This is a genomic window from Roseburia sp. OM03-7AC, from assembly GCF_003462625.1.
GTDB classification, from domain to species: domain Bacteria; phylum Bacillota; class Clostridia; order Lachnospirales; family Lachnospiraceae; genus Roseburia_C; species Roseburia_C amylophila.
The window spans coordinates 18,300-39,605 of the sequence record NZ_QTZJ01000008.1 but is presented as its reverse complement, the minus strand read 5'-3'; the positions used below and the strand labels follow the sequence as shown (position 1 = coordinate 39,605).

The 21,306-nt window shown below is 41.0% G+C and carries 24 protein-coding genes; 3 read left to right on the top strand and 21 right to left on the bottom strand.

All coding sequences use genetic code 11. The annotated features are described in order from the left end of the window. Positions 1–16: 16 nt before the first annotated feature. The 17 genes from rfbC to DXB39_RS12450 all read right to left on the bottom strand — a co-directional run bounded on the left by rfbC (position 17) and on the right by DXB39_RS12450 (position 13,612). Positions 17–607 (bottom strand): dTDP-4-dehydrorhamnose 3,5-epimerase, encoded by a 591-nt coding sequence (rfbC, locus tag DXB39_RS12530; protein WP_022244498.1) that lies wholly within the window; start codon positions 605–607, stop codon positions 17–19. 42 nt (positions 608–649) lie between these two features. Next, positions 650–1,528, bottom strand: a complete 879-nt coding sequence (rfbA, locus tag DXB39_RS12525) for a glucose-1-phosphate thymidylyltransferase RfbA (protein ID WP_117842158.1) — start codon at positions 1,526–1,528, stop codon at positions 650–652. Positions 1,529–1,728: 200 nt separating this feature from the next. Then, entirely contained in the window at positions 1,729–2,175 is a 447-nt protein-coding gene (locus tag DXB39_RS12520) for a hypothetical protein (RefSeq protein ID WP_117842157.1), read from the bottom strand. 2 nt (positions 2,176–2,177) lie between these two features. Next, positions 2,178–2,573: a helix-turn-helix domain-containing protein gene (locus DXB39_RS12515; RefSeq protein WP_117842156.1), complete on the bottom strand. Its 396-nt coding sequence runs from the start codon at positions 2,571–2,573 to the stop codon at positions 2,178–2,180. Between the two features lie 2 nt (positions 2,574–2,575). Next, a complete protein-coding gene (locus tag DXB39_RS12510; RefSeq protein ID WP_022244502.1) occupies positions 2,576–2,965 on the bottom strand; it encodes a hypothetical protein in 390 nt (129 codons plus the stop codon). Positions 2,966–3,192: 227 nt separating this feature from the next. Continuing rightward, positions 3,193–4,278 (bottom strand): dTDP-glucose 4,6-dehydratase, encoded by a 1,086-nt coding sequence (rfbB, locus tag DXB39_RS12505; RefSeq protein WP_022244503.1) that lies wholly within the window; start codon positions 4,276–4,278, stop codon positions 3,193–3,195. Positions 4,279–4,383: 105 nt separating this feature from the next. Then, positions 4,384–5,325 carry a glycosyltransferase family 2 protein gene (locus DXB39_RS12500; RefSeq protein WP_117842154.1) on the bottom strand — a complete coding sequence of 314 codons (942 nt, stop codon included), beginning with the start codon at positions 5,323–5,325 and terminating at the stop codon, positions 4,384–4,386. 16 nt (positions 5,326–5,341) lie between these two features. Then, positions 5,342–6,172: a glycosyltransferase family 2 protein gene (locus tag DXB39_RS12495; protein ID WP_117842153.1), complete on the bottom strand. Its 831-nt coding sequence runs from the start codon at positions 6,170–6,172 to the stop codon at positions 5,342–5,344. 11 nt (positions 6,173–6,183) lie between these two features. Continuing rightward, the gene (rfbD, locus tag DXB39_RS12490) at positions 6,184–7,059 is read right to left on the bottom strand and encodes a dTDP-4-dehydrorhamnose reductase (RefSeq protein ID WP_117842152.1); all 876 of its coding nucleotides are present in this window, start codon (positions 7,057–7,059) and stop codon (positions 6,184–6,186) included. Positions 7,060–7,062: 3 nt separating this feature from the next. After that, positions 7,063–7,326: an HPr family phosphocarrier protein gene (locus DXB39_RS12485; protein WP_022244507.1), complete on the bottom strand. Its 264-nt coding sequence runs from the start codon at positions 7,324–7,326 to the stop codon at positions 7,063–7,065. A 17-nt stretch (positions 7,327–7,343) separates the two neighbouring features. Beyond that, the gene (gene glmM / locus DXB39_RS12480; protein WP_117842151.1) at positions 7,344–8,693 is read right to left on the bottom strand and encodes a phosphoglucosamine mutase; all 1,350 of its coding nucleotides are present in this window, start codon (positions 8,691–8,693) and stop codon (positions 7,344–7,346) included. Positions 8,694–8,696: 3 nt separating this feature from the next. Continuing rightward, positions 8,697–10,079, bottom strand: a complete 1,383-nt coding sequence (locus DXB39_RS12475; protein ID WP_117842150.1) for a CdaR family protein — start codon at positions 10,077–10,079, stop codon at positions 8,697–8,699. Continuing rightward, entirely contained in the window at positions 10,045–10,956 is a 912-nt protein-coding gene (cdaA, locus tag DXB39_RS12470) for a diadenylate cyclase CdaA (protein ID WP_022244510.1), read from the bottom strand. The genes DXB39_RS12475 and cdaA overlap by 35 nt, the downstream gene beginning before the upstream one ends. A 21-nt stretch (positions 10,957–10,977) precedes the next feature. Next, the gene (locus DXB39_RS12465; protein WP_117698437.1) at positions 10,978–11,979 is read right to left on the bottom strand and encodes a hypothetical protein; all 1,002 of its coding nucleotides are present in this window, start codon (positions 11,977–11,979) and stop codon (positions 10,978–10,980) included. 1 nt (position 11,980) lies between these two features. After that, positions 11,981–12,403 carry a hypothetical protein gene (locus tag DXB39_RS12460; RefSeq protein WP_117842149.1) on the bottom strand — a complete coding sequence of 141 codons (423 nt, stop codon included), beginning with the start codon at positions 12,401–12,403 and terminating at the stop codon, positions 11,981–11,983. Positions 12,404–12,500: 97 nt separating this feature from the next. Continuing rightward, positions 12,501–12,902, bottom strand: coding sequence for a flagellar protein (locus DXB39_RS12455; RefSeq protein ID WP_117698439.1), 402 nt, complete (start codon positions 12,900–12,902; stop codon positions 12,501–12,503). Positions 12,903–12,913: 11 nt separating this feature from the next. After that, complete coding sequence (locus tag DXB39_RS12450) at positions 12,914–13,612, bottom strand: ComF family protein (protein WP_243006044.1); 699 nt, start codon at positions 13,610–13,612, stop codon at positions 12,914–12,916. Between the two features lie 233 nt (positions 13,613–13,845). On the opposite strand from DXB39_RS12450, the gene DXB39_RS12445 reads away from it, so the two are divergent. The 3 genes from DXB39_RS12445 to DXB39_RS12435 are packed head-to-tail and all read left to right on the top strand — an operon-like array spanning position 13,846 to position 16,617. Further along, complete coding sequence (locus tag DXB39_RS12445) at positions 13,846–14,847, top strand: ABC transporter substrate-binding protein (RefSeq protein WP_117842147.1); 1,002 nt, start codon at positions 13,846–13,848, stop codon at positions 14,845–14,847. 50 nt (positions 14,848–14,897) lie between these two features. Continuing rightward, complete coding sequence (locus tag DXB39_RS12440; RefSeq protein ID WP_117698468.1) at positions 14,898–15,827, top strand: ABC transporter permease; 930 nt, start codon at positions 14,898–14,900, stop codon at positions 15,825–15,827. Further along, positions 15,820–16,617, top strand: a complete 798-nt coding sequence (locus tag DXB39_RS12435; protein WP_022244517.1) for an ABC transporter ATP-binding protein — start codon at positions 15,820–15,822, stop codon at positions 16,615–16,617. The genes DXB39_RS12440 and DXB39_RS12435 overlap by 8 nt, the downstream gene beginning before the upstream one ends. A 180-nt stretch (positions 16,618–16,797) precedes the next feature. Here DXB39_RS12435 and recD2 read toward each other — a convergent pair whose 3' ends face one another. The 4 genes from recD2 to DXB39_RS12415 form a co-directional block, all read right to left on the bottom strand. Beyond that, positions 16,798–19,002, bottom strand: a complete 2,205-nt coding sequence (recD2, locus tag DXB39_RS12430; RefSeq protein WP_117842146.1) for an SF1B family DNA helicase RecD2 — start codon at positions 19,000–19,002, stop codon at positions 16,798–16,800. A gap of 179 nt (positions 19,003–19,181) precedes the next feature. Next, the gene (locus tag DXB39_RS12425; RefSeq protein ID WP_117698442.1) at positions 19,182–19,541 is read right to left on the bottom strand and encodes a rod-binding protein; all 360 of its coding nucleotides are present in this window, start codon (positions 19,539–19,541) and stop codon (positions 19,182–19,184) included. A gap of 20 nt (positions 19,542–19,561) precedes the next feature. Then, complete coding sequence (locus DXB39_RS12420) at positions 19,562–20,377, bottom strand: flagellar hook-basal body protein (protein WP_117698443.1); 816 nt, start codon at positions 20,375–20,377, stop codon at positions 19,562–19,564. Positions 20,378–20,488: 111 nt separating this feature from the next. Continuing rightward, entirely contained in the window at positions 20,489–21,289 is an 801-nt protein-coding gene (locus DXB39_RS12415; protein ID WP_117698444.1) for a flagellar hook-basal body protein, read from the bottom strand. Between the last annotated feature and the right edge of the window lie 17 nt (positions 21,290–21,306).

Sequence of the window (21,306 nt, the reverse complement as noted above, 5' to 3'; positions counted from 1 at the left end):
TTACTTCAACTGTCTATCAGTCTTTCTTGCAGTTATTCTTATTCTCTGCATATGCCTTGATGCCATGCCATACTTTATCTTTGTCGGATAAAATCAAATCTGCCTCTGTCATTCCTTCCGGCATCGGCCATTCTACTCCGATGTCAGGGTCATTCCACAGAAGTCCGCCCTCATCGTTTGGATGATAGAAATCAGTCACTTTATAGCAGAATTCTGCATAATCACTTAATACGATAAATCCGTGTGCAAAATCCTTTGGAATGAAGAACTGTTTCTTGTTCTCAGCAGACAAAGTAACTCCAAACCATTTTCCAAAGGTTTCAGAACCTTCTCTTAAGTCAACTGCGACGTCAAATACTTCACCGTTTACTACACGCACAAGCTTGTCCTGTGGATAGTTTAACTGGAAATGAAGTCCACGAAGTACACCTTTCTTGGATGCAGACTGGTTATCCTGTACGAATTCACAGTCAATTCCTGCTTCCTTGAAATCATTATAGTTATAGGTCTCCATGAAGTATCCTCTTGCATCTCCGAATACTGCAGGTTCAATTACTTTTAATCCTTTGATTCCATTACAGTCGTTTGTTACTTTGATTTTTCCCATTTTTCTCTTCCTCGCTTTTCTACAATAATACCCAACTCTATTTTATAATCCGTTAGCAACGTCCATCAGATACTGACCATATGCGGTCTTAAGTAATGGCTGTGCCAGCTTCTCTAACTGTTCTTTATCGATGAATCCTCTCTTGTATGCAATCTCTTCGATACAGGAAATATATAATCCCTGACGTTTCTGGAATGCTGCTACGAAGTCTGCTGCATCAAGAAGCATGTCATGGTTTCCGGTATCTAACCATGCAAATCCTCTTCCTAAGGTCTCAACCTGAAGGGTTCCGCGGTTCAGATATTCATTATTAACACTTGTAATTTCAATTTCACCTCTTGCAGATGGTTTTACATTCTTGGCAATCTCTACTACATCATTGTCATAGAAGTAAAGTCCCGGAACTGCATAATTGGATTTTGGCTGAGCCGGTTTTTCTTCGATTGACAATGCTTTACCATTCTCATCAAATTCTACTACACCGTATTCTCTTGGATCTTTTACATAATATCCGAAAATGGTTGCTCCCGGCTGGCTCTCTGTACGCTCTGCTGCACTGCGAAGCACTTTAGAGAAACTCTGTCCATAGAAAATATTATCGCCTAATACCAATGCCACTGCATCATTGCCAATGAATTTCTCACCGATGATAAATGCATCTGCAAGTCCTCTTGGCTGTTCCTGCACTGCATAAGAGAAAGACATTCCCAGCTGGCTTCCATCTCCTAATAACTCCTCAAATACCGGAAGGTCTCTTGGTGTAGAGATAACCAGTACCTCACGGATTCCTGCCAGCATCAGTGTAGATAATGGATAATAAATCATTGGTTTGTCATATACCGGCATAATCTGTTTGGATACTGCCTTGGTTAATGGATAAAGTCTTGTTCCGGAACCTCCGGCTAAAATAATACCTTTCATGGAAAAATCCTCCTTAATCATATTGTTTACGTTCTCCAACGCATTCTTTCACCTAATAAATCATTTAATTATAACATATTACATCGTATTTTTCATCTATATTTTCCTTAATAATTTCTGTAGTACCCGTGGAAATACTGGCGAAAACGCACAAAAAAAGCGGACAGGTCTTGTATTTTCCTATCCGCTTATCTTTCTATCTACTTTTCATTTTCTCCATGAAGTCGAAATACATTAACCATCGGAAGAACAATATTCTCTCCTGTATACGACTGTCCCGTAATACTCATAACTAATCCTCTTGCTACAGAATACAGTGCCGCTGTACCATTTATCTGTAATAATTCTCTAAATTCCTTTTCCCATGTTTCCGCTACTTCATTTGATTGAAAACAACCATGAAGTTCCATTCCAAGCTTCATCTTCTTTTCTTCATTTTCAACCTGCATTTCAATATATAATGCCAATATTCCAATATACTCTTTCGCTTTTTCATCATACGAGCATTCTTTAATGTTGTAGCTGACATCTAGGTATTTCTTTGTATCATCCTGTTCATAGAATACAATAAAATCATTTTCAAATTCAATTTTCTTTACCTGAGTTCCAAGCAACTGTATATTTGCAAGTGCCTTTTCTATTTTCATTTTTACACCGCCCTATTCAACTCAACAATATTTCCTTTGTACTTATTTTTCCAGATGTTTCCATTCCATTCACATTTTGATTCTCTTCTTTGAATTTTTCTGTATTGGTCACTTTCCGGAGTCAACGAAATTTCCAGATTCAATTCTAATTTTTCTGCTATCTGTGCCAGTGATTCGATTGTAAAATTATAATCTTCACTTTCCCATTTAGACACCATGCCTTGTGATACATTTAATTTCTTTGCAAACTCTTTCTGTGTCATTCCATATTCAAGTCTCTTTTTTGTAATTGCTATGGCTATCTTAGCCTGTAATTTTGTAGCTATAACATCCGCTAAAGAGAAATCCTGTGTCAGGTCAGCCAAAGCTTCACTTAATTTCATTGGTTTCACACTCATAATCAAACCTCCATTTCCCGTTTTCTTTCCATTGCAATTGGTGCATGTTTCTCATAGCCAGTAACTTCCTTGCCCTCTTTTTCATAAAAGCAATGCAGTATAATTTCGCCATCTTTTCCATATGTATATAACATTCTAATATTATATACATTACTCTCCAAATGCATAGAATATAAACCTCTATAGTTTTTTAATTTTTCAAACTGCGGAAGCTGAATTACATTAATTCCATATTCTTTTAACAATCCCACTTGTTTTGTCAATTGTTTTATAAATTTTTTCTCATTGCCCGTCCCCAGAATCAACTGCTTTATCTCCCCTGCAACTGCAGGATGAATCAGTACATCATCCAGTAACAAGGCCAACTCCTTCATTACTGTTTCTCTGTTCACGCCATCATCCTTTTCCTTTTTATTCATTATATTACTTATAAGTAATATTTGCAATCACAAGATATATCTTCTCAGGTCCATTTTCTACCATATCTTGTTACTAACCTGCAGAGTCTACCATCAACTGTCTCTTCGAATAATATGATAGTAAAAAGCAGAAAGACTTTTCTCATAGGATAAATCTTTCTGCCTTTTATTATTTCAATTATTAACTTATTTATTACAGCCTATTTGTCTTTATACATATCTGCATAATATTTCTGGTAGTCACCACTGGTTACATTGTTCATCCAGTCTTCATGCTCAAGATACCATGCAATTGTCTTCTTGATACCATCTTTAAACATGGTCTCCGGCTCCCAGCCAATCTCAGCTTTGATTTTGTCCGGAGCGATTGCATAACGTCTGTCATGTCCTTTACGGTCTTCCACATAAGTGATTAAATCTTTGCTTACATTTGCTTTTCTTGGATCATCATCCGGAAGAATCTCCTGCAAAGTTTCAATAATGATGTTGATGATTTCGATATTACGCTTCTCATTATGTCCACCGATGTTATAGGTCTGTCCAAGACGTCCCTGCTCCTGAACCATATCGATTCCCTTTGCATGGTCATCTACATATAACCAGTCACGGATGTTCATTCCATCACCATATACCGGGAGTTTCTTTCCGTGTAAAGCATTGTTGATGATTAACGGAATCAGTTTCTCCGGGAACTGGTAAGGTCCGTAGTTATTGGATGTATTGGTAATATTTGCCGGGAAATGATAAGTATCAATATAAGATTTTACCAACATATCAGAAGATGCCTTACTTGCAGAGTATGGGCTGTGTGGCTGATATGGTGTTGTCTCATAGAAGAAGCTCTTTCCATCATCCGGAAGGGAACCATATACTTCGTCCGTGGATACGTGAAGGAATTTCTTACCTTCCTTGAAGCTTCCATCCGGAAGTTCCCATGCTTCTTTTGCGCAGTTTAACATAACTGCAGTGCCCATTACATTGGTATGAACGAATACTTCAGGGTTTTTGATACTACGGTCAACATGACTTTCCGCAGCAAAGTGTACCACGCGGTCAATGTCATTTTCTGCAAACACTTTGCGGATTGCTTCTTTGTCTGTAATATCTGCTTTTACAAATGTATAGTTGTCTCTGTTCTCGATGTCTTTTAAATTTTCCAGGTTTCCTGCATAAGTTAATGCGTCTACATTGATAATACGAATCTCATTGTCGTATTTACGAAACATGTAGTGAATGTAGTTTGAGCCAATAAATCCGGCTCCTCCAGTTACTAAATAAGTTCTCATCTTATTCTCCTCCTGATTTAAAAATCGTTTTATTATGGCACAGTCTTCATTTGTTTGTCAACTTTTTAGAAGTTTGTGCACATTTTTGTACATAATTTAACAGTTCTATTCTTTATCCAGTTTTTTCTTTCTCTCTTCGATTGCCTGCAGTTCCATTTCAAAATCCTGCCGGTTCTTCTGTCCAATGGTCTGCAGGATAAGTCCCGAGAAGAATGCCTGGGTTGCTGCCAATATCGTAAAACAGCAAGCAAATAAAGTCGGGAAGTTCGGCACCATTCCGGTCTTTGCATATACTACCAATACCGGTATCAGGAAACCAACTCCAAGAGCAGCCAGTATAAATGCAATAATGCCAAAGAATGACATTGGCTTATAAGTCCGGTACAGTCTTGCAATGGTACGCAGTACCTTAAATCCATCCGAATAGGTATTCAGCTTGGATACACTTCCCTCCGGTCTGTCACGGTACTCAATAATCACATTGTCTACCTGCATATTCTTATCTGCTGCATGAATGCTCATTTCTGTTTCAATTTCAAATCCCTTGGATAATACCGGGAATGATTTTACAAACTGATAACTGAAAGCACGATAACCTGTCATAATATCTTTAATGTCCGTCCGGAAGAACAGATTAATGGATTTCCTGACCAGTGAATTACCAAAGTTATGGAATGGTCTGGTATTTTCCTGGAAATAAGTAGAAGAAAGTCTGTCTCCTACTACCATGTCTGCTCCATGCTCTAGCACCTGTTTAATCATCTCCGGTGCTGATTCTGCCGGATAGGTATCATCTCCATCTGTCATGATATAACATTCCGCATCAATTTCACGGAACATTCTTCGAATAACATTTCCTTTTCCCTGCTGATATTCATAACGTACGACCGCACCGGCACTTCTTGCGAGCTCGTCCGTTCCATCATTGGAATTATTATCATATACATAAATAACAGCTTCCGGAATTACCCGTTTAAAATCCTCTACTACCTTTACGATTGTTTTACTCTCGTTATAGCAGGGAATCAATACTGCAATTTTATCCATTTTAGTCCCCTTTCGCTTATTTATGCACAAACAGTTTCAGATATACAGATGCCGCAAAACAGCGGAACTTGCGAATCATAACACTGCGTCTGATATCTTTCGGTGTCAGTTTCAAGCGTTCTTTGTTTTTCTCCAGTAAATGCAGATGTTCCTCTACATATACTTTTGTTTTTTCCTTGTTGCCCCCCATAACTTCTCCGGTATTTGAACCTTTCCGCACACGGAAGAAATTCAGTGGTTCGTGTATGATATAAACATCGCCTTCACATGCCAGGGAAACAAAGAAATCATAGTCTAAGATATAGGTATAATCTGTATCAAATCCTCCGATTTTCTCTGCCACATCTCTCCGGAAAGTATTTGCCTGTGGTGCTCCGAAATAATCCTGTGAAAAGAAGCCCTTCCGGCAGATTTCTTTTCCATCTACCAGTCCGCTCTTCTTATAGCGTTTATAAAAGCCTTTTCCTTTTCCATTTAAATCAATCAGCTTGGTATCACTTTCCGCAATCACTGCTGTAGGATTTGCCTCTAAAGCATCTACTTCCCGCTTCAATGCATCCGGCGATAAAATATCATCTGCACAGACAAGCTTTGCATATTTACCGGTGCATAAGGAAAGGCAGCGGTTCCAGTTTCCTGACATTCCAAGATTCTTATCATTATGATAAAGCTTAATCCTCTCATCCCCGATTTCCTGAATCAGTTCATAAGTATTATCTTTTGAATTATCATCCACAATTACAAGCTCTATATTCTGATATGTCTGATTTAAAATTGAATCAATCGTATCTTTAATGTATTCCGCATTATTATATGCCGGAATACATACGCTTACTAATGGTTCCATTTTTTCACCTATTATCCCAACAGTTCTTTCATATAGACATCCAGTGCATCCTGCCAGTCTGCCATTACAAAGTCACTGGTAAGCTTAATCATATAATCCTCCAAGATAGAGTATGCCGGTCTGTTAGCGGATGCCGGATTCATCTCTTTGTACTGCTTACTGGTTACATGATTTACTTTTACATTCTTTCCTGCTCTTTTGAAGATTGCTTCTGCGAAATCCGCCCAGTTGGTATCTCCTTCACAGGTTGCATGGAAGGTTCCATAATTCTCTGTGCTTTCCAGATAATGAATCATTTTTGCTAATTCCACTGCGCTGGTAGGTGTTCCCACCTGGTCACAGACTACATTTAATTCATCATGGTTCTCTGCCAATGCCAGCATTGTCTTGACAAAGTTCTTTCCATCCCCATAAAGCCATGCTGTTCTTAAGATAAAATGTTTCTTTGCAAATTCCTTTACAAAGTTTTCACCCTCTAACTTGGTCTTTCCATAAGCACTTACCGGATTTGGTGCATCAAACTCTGTGTATGGTCTTGTCCCATTTCCTTCAAAAACATAATCCGTAGATACATGAATCATTTTTGCATCTGCTTCGGTTGCTGCAATACTTAAGTTTCTTGGTCCGATTGCATTAATCTTATATGCAAGATCCCACTGTTCCTCACACTTGTCTACATTGGTATGTGCGGCGCAGTTGATGATAACATCCGGTTTCTCTGCACGTACCAGCTTCAGTACTGCATCTACATCAGTAATATCAAGAGATACAACACCTTCTCCCTCTACTACATCTGTATTGATAAATTCCACATCACTTGCTGCATATTCCTTGCGAATTGCTCTTCCTAACTGTCCATTACATCCAGTTACCAGTATTTTTTTCATCTTTTATTCTCCTAATCCACTTTCTACGGCTTCTACCATTGCCTTTAATGCTTCGTCCTCATCATCACCTTCGCAGACGAATTCAATTTCATCTCCAAATTTGATGCACGCACCCAGTACGCTTAAAACACTTTTGGCATTAGCGGTATTTCCGCGATAATGAAATGTTACTAACGATTTATACTGCATTGCTTCCTTGCAGAGTATTCCTGCCGGACGCAAATGTAATCCTGTTGGATTCTTTATTTTAACTTTCTGACTTACCATTTCTATTCCCCTCCTGATTACAGCATTGTGTTGGTAATTAATTCAGCCAGCTTCTGTGCTTCTTCTTCAATCTCGCTCTGGTTCTTTCCCTCAATCATAACTCTTACCAGCGGCTCGGTTCCGGATGGACGAATCAGCACTCTTCCTTCCCCATTGAATTTCTCTTCCAATGCCTTGATTGCCTCTGCAATCTCAGTATATTCCATGAATTTTTCTTTCTTGTGATTCGGCACTTTGGCATTCACAAGTGCCTGCGGCAATACTTCCATCACCTCTGCCAGCTCAGATAATTTCCTGCCGGTTTCCTTCATTACCTGTAATAAATGAAGTCCGGAAAGAAGTCCGTCACCGGTTGTATTATCATCTAAAAATATAATATGTCCGGACTGCTCACCCCCGATATTATAGCCATTCTCCAGCATATTTTCAAGGACATATCTGTCTCCGACCTTGGTTTTCTCTACATGGATGCCTTCCCGCTCTCCCATCAGACTGAAGCCAAGATTGGTCATAACGGTTACTACAATGGTATTTTTCTTCAAAGTTCCTTTCTTCTTCATATGGCATCCACAGATTGCCATAAGCTGGTCGCCATCCACCAGATTACCTTTTTCATCTACTGCAAGCATGCGGTCAGCATCGCCATCAAACGCAAGGCCAACGTCTGCTTTTTCATAAACAACCCTTGCCTGAAGTTCCTCCATATGGGTAGAACCACAGTTGGCATTGATATTGGTTCCATCCGGTTTCGTATGGATTGCTACCAAATCAGCGCCCAGATCTTTTAATGTTTTTACAGAAGTATAGTGGGATGCTCCTTCCGCGCAGTCTATCACTATTTTCATTCCGCTCAAATCAACCGGTACACATTTCTTCATAAATGAAACATATTCATCCCTCAGGTCAAACCGGTAATCGATTCTTCCTACGCCCGAACCAATCGGCAGCACAACATCTTTCATATTGTTGTGGATCAGTTCTTCTATTTCATCTTCTAATGCATCAGAAAGTTTATAGCCTTCTCCGTTAAAGAATTTGATTCCATTAAATTCCATTGGGTTATGGGATGCGGAAATCACAACGCCTGCATCTACTTTATGTTTTCTGGTCAGATAGGCAATCGCCGGTGTCGGCATTACCCCTGCATAGATTGCATTGGCTCCTACAGAACAGATTCCTGCCATCAGTGCATTGGCAAGCATTCCACCTGAAATTCTTGTATCACATCCTACAATTAATGTCGGCTGATGTTCCTGCTCTTTCGTCAGCACATAGGCACCTGCCTGCCCAAGCTTTGTTGCCAGTTCAATAGTCAGCTCCGCTCCTGCAACACCTCTTACACCATCTGTTCCAAACATTCTGCTCATTTTCTAATCTTCCTCCGAATTTCCATTATTCGTATTATTTCCATTGGTACTGCCCGTTCCCGTTTCTGTACCACCATTCGAACCCGTATGGGTTCCATTGTCATTTCCAGTATTTGTAGTATCTGATGTGTCTTCTGATTTCTTTGTTATGGTTATCACTGCAGACTGTGTTCCATTTACGGAATATAAGCTGTCATCCAGCTCCAGGGTAACTGTTACGGTATGATTACCTTCTGCCAGCCCTGCTGCATTTACATTTCCCTTAATGCTGTCTGCCATAAGTTTATCCAGATCATTCCGCAGTCCCTTTAAGGTTATTGTAACTGTACGCTCTGCAAAGGCTGCTTCATAACCCTCTTTCAGATTCTGAATTGCAATGTTTTCAACCGGTACGCTATAAGATTCTGACACAATCTGCTCCACCACTGCGGTTACTTCAACATTCAGATTGTCAGCATCGACCACCTCTACATCATCCGGCAGATAAGAAGAAATGTTAATTGTCTTCACTACATTGCCAGTTGCATCGCTGATATCCAGCTGGTCTGACGGAATCACAATACTTCCGGCTGCGTTCAGTGCTTCCGGTGTTCCCTTTATCGCTATCTTATTCGGATTAATCGTCACTCCGGTGCATACAAATCCATCTGCAACCGTTCCACTCGGTTCAATTTCTACTGAAAGGTTACGGATATTAAGTATCGTAGCCGAAATTGTCACTTTATCAATATTAAAATTCAGCTTTGAGGTATCTACTGCCTCACCGTTTGCATTATATACAACCGGGACTACACTATCCGTCAAGTCTGCGGATGCACCTGTTACATCAATGGTTGCTTCTACATGATCAATCTGATTCACCACCGATTCCGGTCCGGTTACTTTTAAGATGTTCGGAGATACCCGCACATCTCCCACCGCATAATTCTCAGCTGCATCTCCTACCGTTTTTGCCTTAATAGAAAACTGTGACAGCATCAGATCTTCTACATTTACTTCCATATACTGTGTTTTGCCCTGGAAGTTCACCGCAGACGCATATCGTGTTGCAGTTATCTCAATCGGTACCCGGTATACACCGTCTACCTGCTCAACATTCTCCATATCTGCTACTGCCCGGAAGTCAGTATTACTCAAGTTCTTCATAACAGAACGCACAGTAGAAACCTTAAAGGTTACCTGCAGATTACTGTCCTTTGCTTCAAAGTATTTGCCCTGCTGTGTCATATAATCCGAATTGGTTATCGTAATAGACGTGGTAAAGTTCTTCGCCTGTGTCGGATCATCAATGTTGACAACAACGAGCCACAGCACAACAGAGAAGAATAATGCTGCAACCTTCAGTCCAAAATTATTCGTCACCAGTTTTGTCAGCTTTTTTAACATTGCGTAACCTCCTCTTCAGTAATTGGAAGCGCTTTGGTTCGATATTGCTGCTCTGGAGAAATTTCAGTTTGCTGCGCAGAAACTCCGCATCCACATTACGGTACAGCTGTCCACCCATCGCAATAGAAACCTTTCCGGTTTCCTCTGATACCACAATTGTAAGAGAATCACTCACTTCACTAATTCCAACTGCTGCACGATGTCTGGTTCCCAGATCCTTGCTCAGTTCCAGGCTGTCAGACAGTGGCAGATAACAAGTAGCAGAGACAACTCTGTCCCCACGTACAATAATAGCTCCGTCATGTAACGGAGTGTTCTTTTCAAATATATTAATCAGAAGCTGGCTTGATACCAGGGAATCCAGTGCAATACCGGTTCTTTCGTATTCTGTCAGCATAATTTCATTTTCCACTACAATCAGGGCTCCGGTCTTCACCTTACCCATCTCATAGCTTGCCTTTACCAGTTCTCCAATCGTATGGTCATTGAAACGTTCCACTCCGTCTTTCCCAAAATCAAAAGAAAAGAGGGATGAAATAAATTTCTTTCGTCCCAATTCTTCCAGTGCTTTCCGGAGCTCCGGCTGGAAGATAACAACGATTGCAATAATCGCTACATTAATCGTCTTCTCTGCTATCCAGAGAATTGTATTCATCTGGAAGATTGCTGCCACAAGTACAAACGCTAAAATCACAAGAATTCCTTTTAACAGCATCCATGCCCGTGTATCCTTAATCCATTTCAGGACGTGATAAAACAGGAACGCAATAATAAGCATTTCTACAATATCAGTCTTTGATACCGTAATGTTCAAAACGCTTACCCACGCCAGATAATTTTCTTTAAAATTTTCCAACACTGTCAAAAATGACTGCACCTGTTCCACTTCCTCTCTGTCTTATTTCAGCAAATCTTCGTCTATATCCATTTCCTCTGCCAATGCTTTGCGGGAAATACGTTCTTTTTCCTCATCCTTGGCTGCGATACGTTTTACCTTTTTCTCCTTGGTTGTAACATAAATCTTCGGTACCGCTTTTACATAATAGTAATATTCATCATCTTCAAACTGCACCCGTTCTGTCCTGCTATAATCCAGGTTAAAGAACAGGAACTGCTGTATCAATGCAATCACCGTAGAAATTACGCTTCCTACAATAATCCAGACGATTCGTCCCTTGATGCCCAGCATTACAAAACCGCTGATCAGCACAGTAAGTCCAATCAGAATACCAGCCAGTGATGCTACTGTCCATGCATGATCTATGGACAGGCGGCGCACTACATAAACCACCAGTAAAATCACAATAAAAGTTGCCAGTACCAGATACATTTCCTTATTACCCAGCAGCTGGTTGATTGCTACCACCATTTTTGAAGCCGCATTGCTGTCCTCTTCCACCGCACTTAATACTGCCTCATTTTCCTTTATTCCCTTCAGGAAATAAAACATCACAGTTCCGCTCACAATAGATGCAGCAGATGCCGGTGTCCGTAACAGTCCTGCTGAAATCGGCATGATATACGGGATATGTAATGTAAATGTTATCGGTGTCAGCACTGCATAATAACCATCTTTTGGTGAAAACCGTAAATACAGCAGTGCGATAACCAGCATAAGAATCAGTCCTACCACGCATACATCCATAGACAGTGCAAATAAATGTGCAGCAATCAGAATGAACGCAAACAACAGGATAGCATTGACCGGAAGCACCGCACATAACAGTGCCAGTACCAGTGTTACCGGAAGTCCGGCCAGTCTGGTCATATAGCCAATATTTTGATTGATCAGCAGAAATACCACTGTTGCCAGAATAAACTTAAGTACCGGCACAACATATATTTCATTTTTTCCAAAAAAGCGGATTAACCGCTCCTTCAGTTCGAGTAAACCCGTCATTCTAAACCTCCCAGTCATCCGTATTAGATATATTTTCTTCCTCACGATACAGACTGCTCACCCTCTTCAGTCTGTTATAATACTCCTTTACCTGTCTTCTCCCCTTTGTATATCTGCGATTATAGATAATATAAGTAATAAGCAGATAAGCAGCCAGAAATACCAGATACACCATTACAATCCGGATGCCAAATCCAATCATATCCATATCATTAATTTTCTTTACCAGATTCTCCATGTCGTAAAAAAGCCACAGCACAAAAAGAAGTCCGAACGCAATGGTTCCGGCAAAAAAGCTTTTTATCAACTCCATGGCAACATAATCTCTTCTGAAATACTGTGTTGCTTTCTGGCAGGCTTTACTTTCTTCATTTTCGAATTCTGACAGCTTTGTCATATGTCTGACGCGTTCTTTACTAATCATACTCTGCTCCTAAACAAACTCTCTTTAGTATAACATAGATATTATCTTCTGAAAAGAAAAAACTGCCACCAGTCACTGCGGCAGTTCTTATCTACAGTTACAGATATCTCATCTTATCTCTTTCCTTCGGTCTCTTATCCAACTGAGGCTCCACCGGTTTTTTCTTTATTACACTCTGGAAGTCCGTTTCCATTTTACGTTTGCATTTTTCACAGAAACGTCCTGTTTTGATAATTGTTCCACAGCCTTCACATTCCAGACCAAGTGGTGAATCTTCTGAAAAGACAAGTCTTTCTTCACGCACCCACTGTTTAATCTGTTTTACAGAAACATCATTATCTTCCGATACAACCTGTATCGGAGTATTCGGGTTCTGCCGCAAATATTCTTTTACCTCCTGGAACTTCTCTTCCAGCTTATCTTTGCAGGCTTTACATAACGGTACGCCCCCATAATAATTAAATAATCTTCCGCATCCTTTGCAGTTTCTTACGTCCATTCTTTCTCCTCCTAATGTCCCCTGCCAATGCTAATGCAAAGCACATAAACCTCTTGTATTCCTGATACCTTCAAACATTCTGCTACTGCATCCACGGTACTTCCAGTTGTGTAAATGTCATCTACAAGCAGAACTTTTCTTAATTGTACTATATTTTGTGCGATTGTAAAAGCCTTTTTCAGATTTTTCTTGCGTTCCTGGTCATTAAGTTCCTTCTGGGGTCTGGTATTTATACACCGATATAGCAATTTCGTTTCTACCGGAATTCCGGTACGTTTTCCTATTTCCTTTGCAAAGAGTTCTGCCTGATTATACCCTCTCTCCCTCCTGCGTTTCCGATGCAGCGGAACCGGTATGATTGCATCTATCCCCAGTCTTGAAATCCACCGGGCATACTGTATACATGCCATTTTTCCATAAAAAGCTGCATATTCACGCCGATTGGCATATTTAAAACGATACAGCGAGTGTTGCACTGCCCCCTGATAAACAAATACTGCCTTTCCCGAATCAAAAAAATGTTTTTTCCGGTCACAGTCACCACAATATTCCTTCCTGGCATTCCCAATGGGTTTTCCGCACCGTTTACAGACCGGTTCCTGCACCAGTTCTGCCTTTCCGATGCACTCCGGGCAGATTTCCCCATCCGGCGGTATTACCTCATCACACAGCGGGCATCTTCTTGGGAATATAATATCCAGTATATTCATTATTTCCTTTCCAAAACTCTCTTTGCACATATTAGCACAGTCCCTTTTGCAAAAACATTAACATTCTCTTAATTTTTCCTGATAAAAATAGGATTTAATTTATTGACTTATTTTTCTCTACTTATTATAATTAGTCTATTCGAATTAACGCTTTAATGCATAAACGCACAGACGCATGAACGCGTTAAATCAAAAAAATATTACATATTTCAGGAGGAAATTATTATGAAAAAATGAAGAAATTTCTCTCTCTTTCAGTTGCAGCAGTTCTTGCACTCAGCATGACCGCCTGTGGCTCCAAAGCAGGAGATACCCAAAACGCTGACGCTACAGAGAAAAGTTCATCCAACGCAAAGTACACCGTTGGTATCTGTCAGCTCGTACAGCATGAGGCATTAGATGCTGCAACAAAAGGATTCAAAGACTATCTTACCGAGAAATTAGGTGATGACGTTGTTTTTGACGAGCAGAACGCCCAGGGTGATTCTGCCACATGTGCAACTATCGTCAACTCCTTCGTTTCCAAAAACGAAGACCTGATTCTTGCAAATGCAACTGCTCCTCTTCAGTCTGCAGCTGCTGCAACTACAGATATTCCTATTCTTGGAACTTCCGTAACAGATTACGCAACTGCTCTTGACATTTCTGGCTGGTCAGGCACAACAGGACGTAACATTTCTGGAACTTCTGACTTAGCTCCTCTGTCCGAGCAGGCAGCTATGTTAAACGAATTATTCCCGGATGCTAAAAATGTCGGACTGCTTTACTGCTCCGCAGAAGCAAACTCACAGTATCAGATTGATGTTATCAAAGAAGAATTAGAAAAATTAAATTACACCTGTACTGCATATTCTTTCGTTGATTCCAACGATATTGCAAGTGTTGTCCAGAGTGCTGTAAATGATAACGATGTTCTTTACGTTCCTACCGACAACACTGCAGCTTCCAATACAGAAGTTATCAATAACATTGCGGGTGAAGCCGGTGTTCCAATTATTGCAGGTGAAGCCGGTATCTGTAAAGGATGTGGTGTTGCTACCTTATCCATCAGCTACTATGACCTTGGATATCAGACAGGTAAAATGGCATACGAAATCTTAGTAAATGGTGCAGACCCATCCACTATGGAAGTTGAATTTGCTCCAGCAGTTACCAAACAGTACAACCCTGACATCTGCGAGAAGCTTGGCATCACTGTTCCAGACGATTACGAAGCTTTAGACATGTCTGAGTAATTTTTACTTTTGAATTATTTATTTAGAAACCGGAGGAACTTATTGTGGAATTGCAAATTGCTGATTTATTAAACGCTATGCCCGGTGCTGTAGCCCAGGGATTAATCTGGGGTATTATGGCAATCGGTGTATACATCACTTTTAAAATACAGGATGTGGCAGACTTAACCGTGGATGGAACCATGAGTCTTGGCGGTGCTGTCTGTGTTACTCTGATTGCTTCTGGGCAGAATATCTGGGTAGCAATCCTTGCCGCTACCATATCCGGTATGCTGGCAGGATTAATTACCGGAATCTTCCATACAAAAATGGGAATCCCGGTAATCCTTGCAGGTATTTTAACCCAGCTTGGATTATACTCCATTAACTTAAAGATTCTTGGCGGCAAATCCAACCAGGCAATCAGCGCTGACAAATACGATTTAATTGTATCTTTACGATATGTAAAAAATGTGGCTTTTTATAAAAACACCATATTTATCGTTGCTATCTTTGTCATCGCCATTATAGCTATCCTGTACTGGTTCTTCGGAACTGCAAGAGGCTGTTCTATCCGTGCTACCGGATGCAACCCGAATATGAGCCGTGCCCAGGGTATCAACACAAATTTCAATACCGTAATCGGTTTAATGATTTCCAACGGTCTTGTTGGTCTTGCCAGCGCTCTTTACTCACAGTATCAGGGATTTGCTGATGTCAATGCAGGGCGTGGTGCTATCGTAATCGGTCTTGCTGCCGTTATTATCGGTACTGTATTGTTCGAAAAGATTTTCCACAACTTTGCGTTGAAGCTTTTATCTGTCGCTATCGGTGCTGTTATTTACTACGCTGTACTTCAGATTGTTATCTGGCTTGGTCTTGATACCAACTACTTAAAGCTGTTATCTGCGCTTGTGGTTGCTTTCTTCCTTGCAGTTCCTTACTGGAAGAAGAAATATTTTACAAAACCAGTAAAGAAAGGAGCCAAAACCAATGCTTAAAGTTGATCATATTTACAAAACATTTAATCCGGGAACCATTAACGAGAAAACCGCTCTTAACGGCACCACCCTTACTTTAAACGAAGGGGATTTCGTTACTGTCATCGGTGGAAATGGTGCCGGAAAATCCACTTTATTAAATGCTATTGCAGGAGTATTCCTTGTGGATGAAGGTTCCATTTCTATTGATGACGTAGATGTTACAAGAATGTCTGAGCACAGACGTGCCAGTTTCTTAGGTCGCGTATTCCAGGATCCTATGATGGGAACCGCTGCTACCATGGGAATCGATGAGAATCTTGCCCTCGCTGCCCGTCGTGGCAAAAGCAGAGGTCTTGGAAGCGGTATTACCAAGGCAGAAAGAGCACACTACAAAGAGTTGTTAAAAGAGCTGGATTTAGGTCTGGAGAACCGTCTTACCTCTAAAGTCGGACTGCTTTCCGGTGGTCAGCGTCAGGCACTGACTCTTCTTATGGCTACTTTAAACCGTCCAAAGCTGCTTCTCTTAGATGAGCACACCGCTGCTCTGGATCCAAAGACTGCTGCAAAGGTTCTTACTCTTTCGGATAAAATAGTTGCAGAGCAGAACCTTACCACTCTGATGGTAACACACAACATGCGTGATGCAATTGTTCATGGCAACCGTCTAATTATGATGAATGAAGGTCAGGTTATCTTAGATATTTCCGGAGAAGAGAAAAAGAATCTTACCGTAGAAGATTTATTAGAGAAATTTGAAGAAATCAGCGGCGAAGAATTTGCCAATGACAAAGCTTTATTATCCAAGTAATTGGTATCTGCCGGTTTTTAAACAAAAATTGACAAATGACTTGCTTTGCAAGTTGTCAAACACGCAAAAACCAGCCGGAATTCTGCAAAATACAGCATTTCGGCTGGTTTTTCTTTCTTTTCAGGCACCCGTAAGAAGCGGTCGGTGGAAGGTTCTGCATGTCTGTACAGTCAACCACTTCTACACATTTTCTTCCAGTCTTGCCCGCAGACCGCTGTATCTGGTCTGTTCTGTAATATTCTGTTCCATCTCATAGAAGCACATTTCATTTCCCACAAGTGTTACACACTTTCTTGCCCGGGTTACCGCTGTATACAAAAGGTTCCTGTTCATCAGCATTCTCGGTCCCCCAAGAAGTGGAATTACAACTGCCGGATATTCACTACCCTGGGATTTATGTATTGTAATGGCATATGCCAGTTCCAGTTCCTCTAACATTTTAAAGGAGTACTCTACCACCTTGTCTTCATCATAGACCACGGTCATTGTCTCTTTATAATCATTGATTTCACGGATAATTCCCGTATCCCCATTAAACACACCGGTTCCACGGTCAATAGCAAATCCATATTTACTCAAGACCTCCCACTCCAGCTGATAATTATTTTTTATCTGCATGACCTTGTCCCCTTCGCGGAACACTTTATCGCCATACTCTTTTTCTTTCTTATCCGGAACAGGAGGATTTAAATATTGCTGCAAGATACTGTTCAGTCGTTCTACGCCCAGATTTCCTTTTTTCATCGGAGTCAGCACCTGTATATCATAAGGCTGTGCATTTACAAATTTAGGCAGTTTCTGCATAATCAGCTGCAGTACCACATTGATAATCACATCTGCATCATATCGTTTCAAAAAAAAGAAATCCATACTCTTGTTATCTAACACTACTTCTTCTCCCCGGTTGATTTTATGGGCATTGACAATGATATCACTCTGGGATGCCTGTCGGAAAATCTTGGTAAGCTGTACCACATGGAACTGTCCGCTGTCGATAATATCCTTTAATACGCTTCCCGGTCCTACGCTCGGAAGCTGGTTTACGTCTCCTACAAGAATCAGTCTTGTTCCGGCTACCATTGCCTTCAGAAGGGACTGCATCAGACTGATATCCACCATGGACATCTCATCGATAATTACAACATCCGTTTCCAGTGGATTACTTTCATTTCGTTCGAATCCTACCGCTCCTTCCATTCCACCGTTTAATTCCAGCATCCGGTGTATGGTTTTAGCTTCATATCCGGTCATTTCGCTCATTCGCTTTGCAGCTCTTCCGGTAGGTGCTGCCAGGAAAATGTCCAGACCTTCCAGTTCAAAATATTTGATAATACTGTTAATTGTCGTCGTCTTACCAGTTCCGGGTCCACCGGTGATTACCAAAAGTCCGTTTCTTACTGCCTCCGAAACAGCCTCTTTCTGGTGTTCATCCAGTTCCATGCCGGTCTGCTTCTCAATCTTATGGATTCGCTGGGTAATCTCTGCATCTGACACATCATAGGCAATATCCAGATTCTTAAGCATCATGGCTGTATTTACTTCCGTATAATAGAGTGGTGCACCATAAATCTGAACCTGTTCGCCCTCCTGTTTCATAATGATTTTCCGCTCTATCGACAAATCCATATACTGCTTTTCGATTGCTTCTTCTGTTACACCCAGAAGTTCTCCTGCCCGCTTTGTCAGTTCTTCCTCCGGCAGAAAGGTATGACCCTCCCCGGATGCCTGTAAAAGTGTATACAATATACCGCTTCGGATTCGAAAATCAGAATCTGTATGAATACCGACTTTCTTAGCAATTTCATCTGCAATCCGGAATCCCACACCACTGATATCATCCGCCAGACGATATGGATTCTCCTGAATGATGCCGTATACTTCCTGTCCGTATTCTTTATAGATTTTCACCGCAAGATTCAGTGTAATGCCATACTGCTGCAAAAATATCATTGCCTGACGCAGATCTCGTTTTTCAGAGACCTGGTCTGATATTTCCATTGCTTTCCGTTCACTGATTCCTTTCACTTCTGCTAACCGCTCCGGTTCTTCTTCGATAATCCGGAAGGTATCGCCTTTAAATCTTCTTACAATTCTTGCTGCAAGTGCCGCACCAATCCCTTTAATTGCTCCGGAGCCAAGATAACGCTCAATGGACAGTTCATCGGTTGGTTCTTTCTCCACATAACTTTCAGCTTTAAACTGCTTTCCATAGGTCGGATGTGCCGTATATTCACCGGTCACTTCGATATTCTCTCCCTCACTGATTCCCGAAAAGATTCCCACGCAGGTAATCTCTTCTTCTTCGCAAACCAGCACCAGTACCGTATAGCCATTGTCAGCATTTCGATATATGATATGATCTACATAACCGGTTATCGTCTCCATCGTCTTTCCTTTCCAATAGAACAAAGAATGTGCCTGTGGTGGTCGCTTGCGACATCTGCCTTATACGCCGCAGTGCGCATCCTCACGGAGCGTTTTTTACTTTACAGGAAAGCAATTTCCTGTAAAGTAAGAGAAGGCTGTCATATGATGACAGCCCCTTTTATCGTCTTTTCTAAATTCTATTCCATATTATAATTACGCTTCATCTGCTCATACAGCTGCTGTGCCAGACTGTTACTTCCGCCACTCTGTTCTACCGACTGGCTTGCCAGCTTCTGTATCATCTCGTCTTCAAAATAATCCGTCATCTGACTCATACTGGCATCCTGGTCTTCGTTCTCCGGAATGGTTTTCTTCATTTCCTTATAAACCTGTTCTAAGAAATATGCCTCAAATTCCTTGCAGACATCCATCAGTTCGTCATCCGTTGCACCTGATAAATCTGAATTCAATGTCTTCTCCAGTCCATTGGAACTGTTACTTGCCTGTGATGAAGTTGTATTCAGCAATGTCGAAATATTATCCATCGATATACTCATACTTTACCCTGCCTTTAGAACTATCTTCTTAATGAATTTGCCTGTCCAAGCATCTCATCTGCTGCCTGAATCGCCTTAGAGTTTAATTCATATGCACGCTGTGCAATAATCATATTAACCATCTCGTCTGCCACCTGGACATTGGATGCTTCCAGATAATTCTGGCATACCTTGCTTCTGGTCAGTCCCGGAGTAGTCAGCTCATTCATCGGATTACCGGATGCTGCTGTTGCAACCAAAAGGCTTCCGGAATCCTTTTCCAGTCCAGCCGGATTGGTAAACTGATATACGCCAATCTGTCTGTTCATATCTATGGTATTGCCTGCCGCATCTTTATAATAGAACTTTCCATCATTTGATACTTCGATAGATGATGCCGTCACACCATCCGGCAGAACAATTTCATTTCCATTACTATCTAATACCGGAAGGCCGGCTTCATTGCAAAGTGTCGTTCCATTAGTTCCGATTGCCCAGCCAAATTTACCATTTCTGGTATAGTATGTCTGTCCATCTTCTCCACGTACCGAGAAAAATCCTTTTCCTTCCAACGCAAATGCTGTATTGCTGGAATTGGCAATTAATGCTCCATTGGTAAAATCAGATGTAATAGAGGCTACTCTGGTTCCCAGTCCCACCTGAACCGGAACCGGTTTTTCATCACCATTTGCAGAAGTTGTTTTAGACTGCAGTGTCTGATACAGCAGTGATTTAAACTCTGCCTGTTCGGATTTGTAACCTGTTGTATTTACATTCGATAAGTTATTAGAAATCGAATCAATATTTGTCTGCTGTGCAATCATTCCTGATGCAGCAGTCCACAATGCTCTCATCATAAGCCCTGCGCTCCTTATCTCTCTTGCGCCATCCGTGGCCAGCCTTTTATGAAACGTACCTGTTTCCTACTTATTTATATCGGCTTCTTTTGCTCTTTTCTTTAGTTCTTTTTATACTTTACCTACATTATTTACGGCTTTGTCCAGTGTTGAATCCATCGTCTGGATAATCTTCTGTCCAGCCTCGTAAGCTCTGGTGATTGTAATCATATCTACCATTTCGGATACTACATTAATGTTGGAAGCTTCCAATGCACCCTGCTCTACTCTCGCATTCGATGCCACAAGCTGTCCGCCATTTACTACATCATAGAGATTCTCACCATATTTGCTGATATAGTCATAATTATCTACATCTACCACACCAAGTCTTGCAACCACCTGATTATTCTGCATAATGCTTCCATCGGAAAGCACTTCAAAATCCAGATTCGGATTAATCCGGATATAATTCTCTGCACCAGGATTGCCAGTGGAAGCTCCATTCTGGTTCAGCACATAATCACCGTCTTTGGTCACCAGATAGCCTTCTCTGGTCAGTGTAAATGCTCCATCCCGGGTAAGCTTCATAGATGTTTCACCATTCTTATTGGTAAATGATACCGTAAAAAAACCATTTCCATCCAATGCCATATCGGTACTTCTGTCTGTCACTTTAAAGCTGCCCTGGCTGAAATCGGTATATACTTCGCCAATATGCACACCCATGCTGATATTTCCCAGTACCCGCGGCTGCCCATAATCAGAAGTATCCTTAATCTTAATTGCCAGTGTATCAGCAAATGTATGATTTGTGGTACCTTCCTTCTTATATCCGGTTGTGTCGGCATTTGCCAGATTATTTGTCAGAATATCCAGACGGTTCTGTTCGTCTAACATTCCGGTCCATGCGGTATATAATCCTTTTACCATCTACAGTCCTCCCGAAA

Excerpts from the sequence above, each read along its gene's own strand:
- rfbC (WP_022244498.1), bottom strand. The coding sequence starts at position 607 with ATGGGAAAAATCAAAGTAACAAACGACTGTAATGGAATCAAAGGATTA.
- rfbA (WP_117842158.1), bottom strand. The coding sequence starts at position 1,528 with ATGAAAGGTATTATTTTAGCCGGAGGTTCCGGAACAAGACTTTATCCA.
- DXB39_RS12520 (WP_117842157.1), bottom strand. The coding sequence starts at position 2,175 with ATGAAAATAGAAAAGGCACTTGCAAATATACAGTTGCTTGGAACTCAG.
- DXB39_RS12515 (WP_117842156.1), bottom strand. The coding sequence starts at position 2,573 with ATGAGTGTGAAACCAATGAAATTAAGTGAAGCTTTGGCTGACCTGACA.
- rfbB (WP_022244503.1), bottom strand. The coding sequence starts at position 4,278 with ATGAGAACTTATTTAGTAACTGGAGGAGCCGGATTTATTGGCTCAAAC.
- DXB39_RS12500 (WP_117842154.1), bottom strand. The coding sequence starts at position 5,325 with ATGGATAAAATTGCAGTATTGATTCCCTGCTATAACGAGAGTAAAACA.
- DXB39_RS12495 (WP_117842153.1), bottom strand. The coding sequence starts at position 6,172 with ATGGAACCATTAGTAAGCGTATGTATTCCGGCATATAATAATGCGGAA.
- rfbD (WP_117842152.1), bottom strand. The coding sequence starts at position 7,059 with ATGAAAAAAATACTGGTAACTGGATGTAATGGACAGTTAGGAAGAGCA.
- DXB39_RS12485 (WP_022244507.1), bottom strand. The coding sequence starts at position 7,326 with ATGGTAAGTCAGAAAGTTAAAATAAAGAATCCAACAGGATTACATTTG.
- glmM (WP_117842151.1), bottom strand. The coding sequence starts at position 8,693 with ATGAGCAGAATGTTTGGAACAGATGGTGTAAGAGGTGTTGCAGGAGCG.
- DXB39_RS12475 (WP_117842150.1), bottom strand. The coding sequence starts at position 10,079 with ATGTTAAAAAAGCTGACAAAACTGGTGACGAATAATTTTGGACTGAAG.
- DXB39_RS12465 (WP_117698437.1), bottom strand. The coding sequence starts at position 11,979 with ATGACGGGTTTACTCGAACTGAAGGAGCGGTTAATCCGCTTTTTTGGA.
- DXB39_RS12460 (WP_117842149.1), bottom strand. The coding sequence starts at position 12,403 with ATGATTAGTAAAGAACGCGTCAGACATATGACAAAGCTGTCAGAATTC.
- DXB39_RS12455 (WP_117698439.1), bottom strand. The coding sequence starts at position 12,902 with ATGGACGTAAGAAACTGCAAAGGATGCGGAAGATTATTTAATTATTAT.
- DXB39_RS12450 (WP_243006044.1), bottom strand. The coding sequence starts at position 13,612 with ATGAATATACTGGATATTATATTCCCAAGAAGATGCCCGCTGTGTGAT.
- DXB39_RS12445 (WP_117842147.1), top strand. The coding sequence starts at position 13,846 with ATGAAGAAATTTCTCTCTCTTTCAGTTGCAGCAGTTCTTGCACTCAGC.
- DXB39_RS12435 (WP_022244517.1), top strand. The coding sequence starts at position 15,820 with ATGCTTAAAGTTGATCATATTTACAAAACATTTAATCCGGGAACCATT.
- recD2 (WP_117842146.1), bottom strand. The coding sequence starts at position 19,002 with ATGGAGACGATAACCGGTTATGTAGATCATATCATATATCGAAATGCT.
- DXB39_RS12425 (WP_117698442.1), bottom strand. The coding sequence starts at position 19,541 with ATGAGTATATCGATGGATAATATTTCGACATTGCTGAATACAACTTCA.
- DXB39_RS12420 (WP_117698443.1), bottom strand. The coding sequence starts at position 20,377 with ATGATGAGAGCATTGTGGACTGCTGCATCAGGAATGATTGCACAGCAG.
- DXB39_RS12415 (WP_117698444.1), bottom strand. The coding sequence starts at position 21,289 with ATGGTAAAAGGATTATATACCGCATGGACCGGAATGTTAGACGAACAG.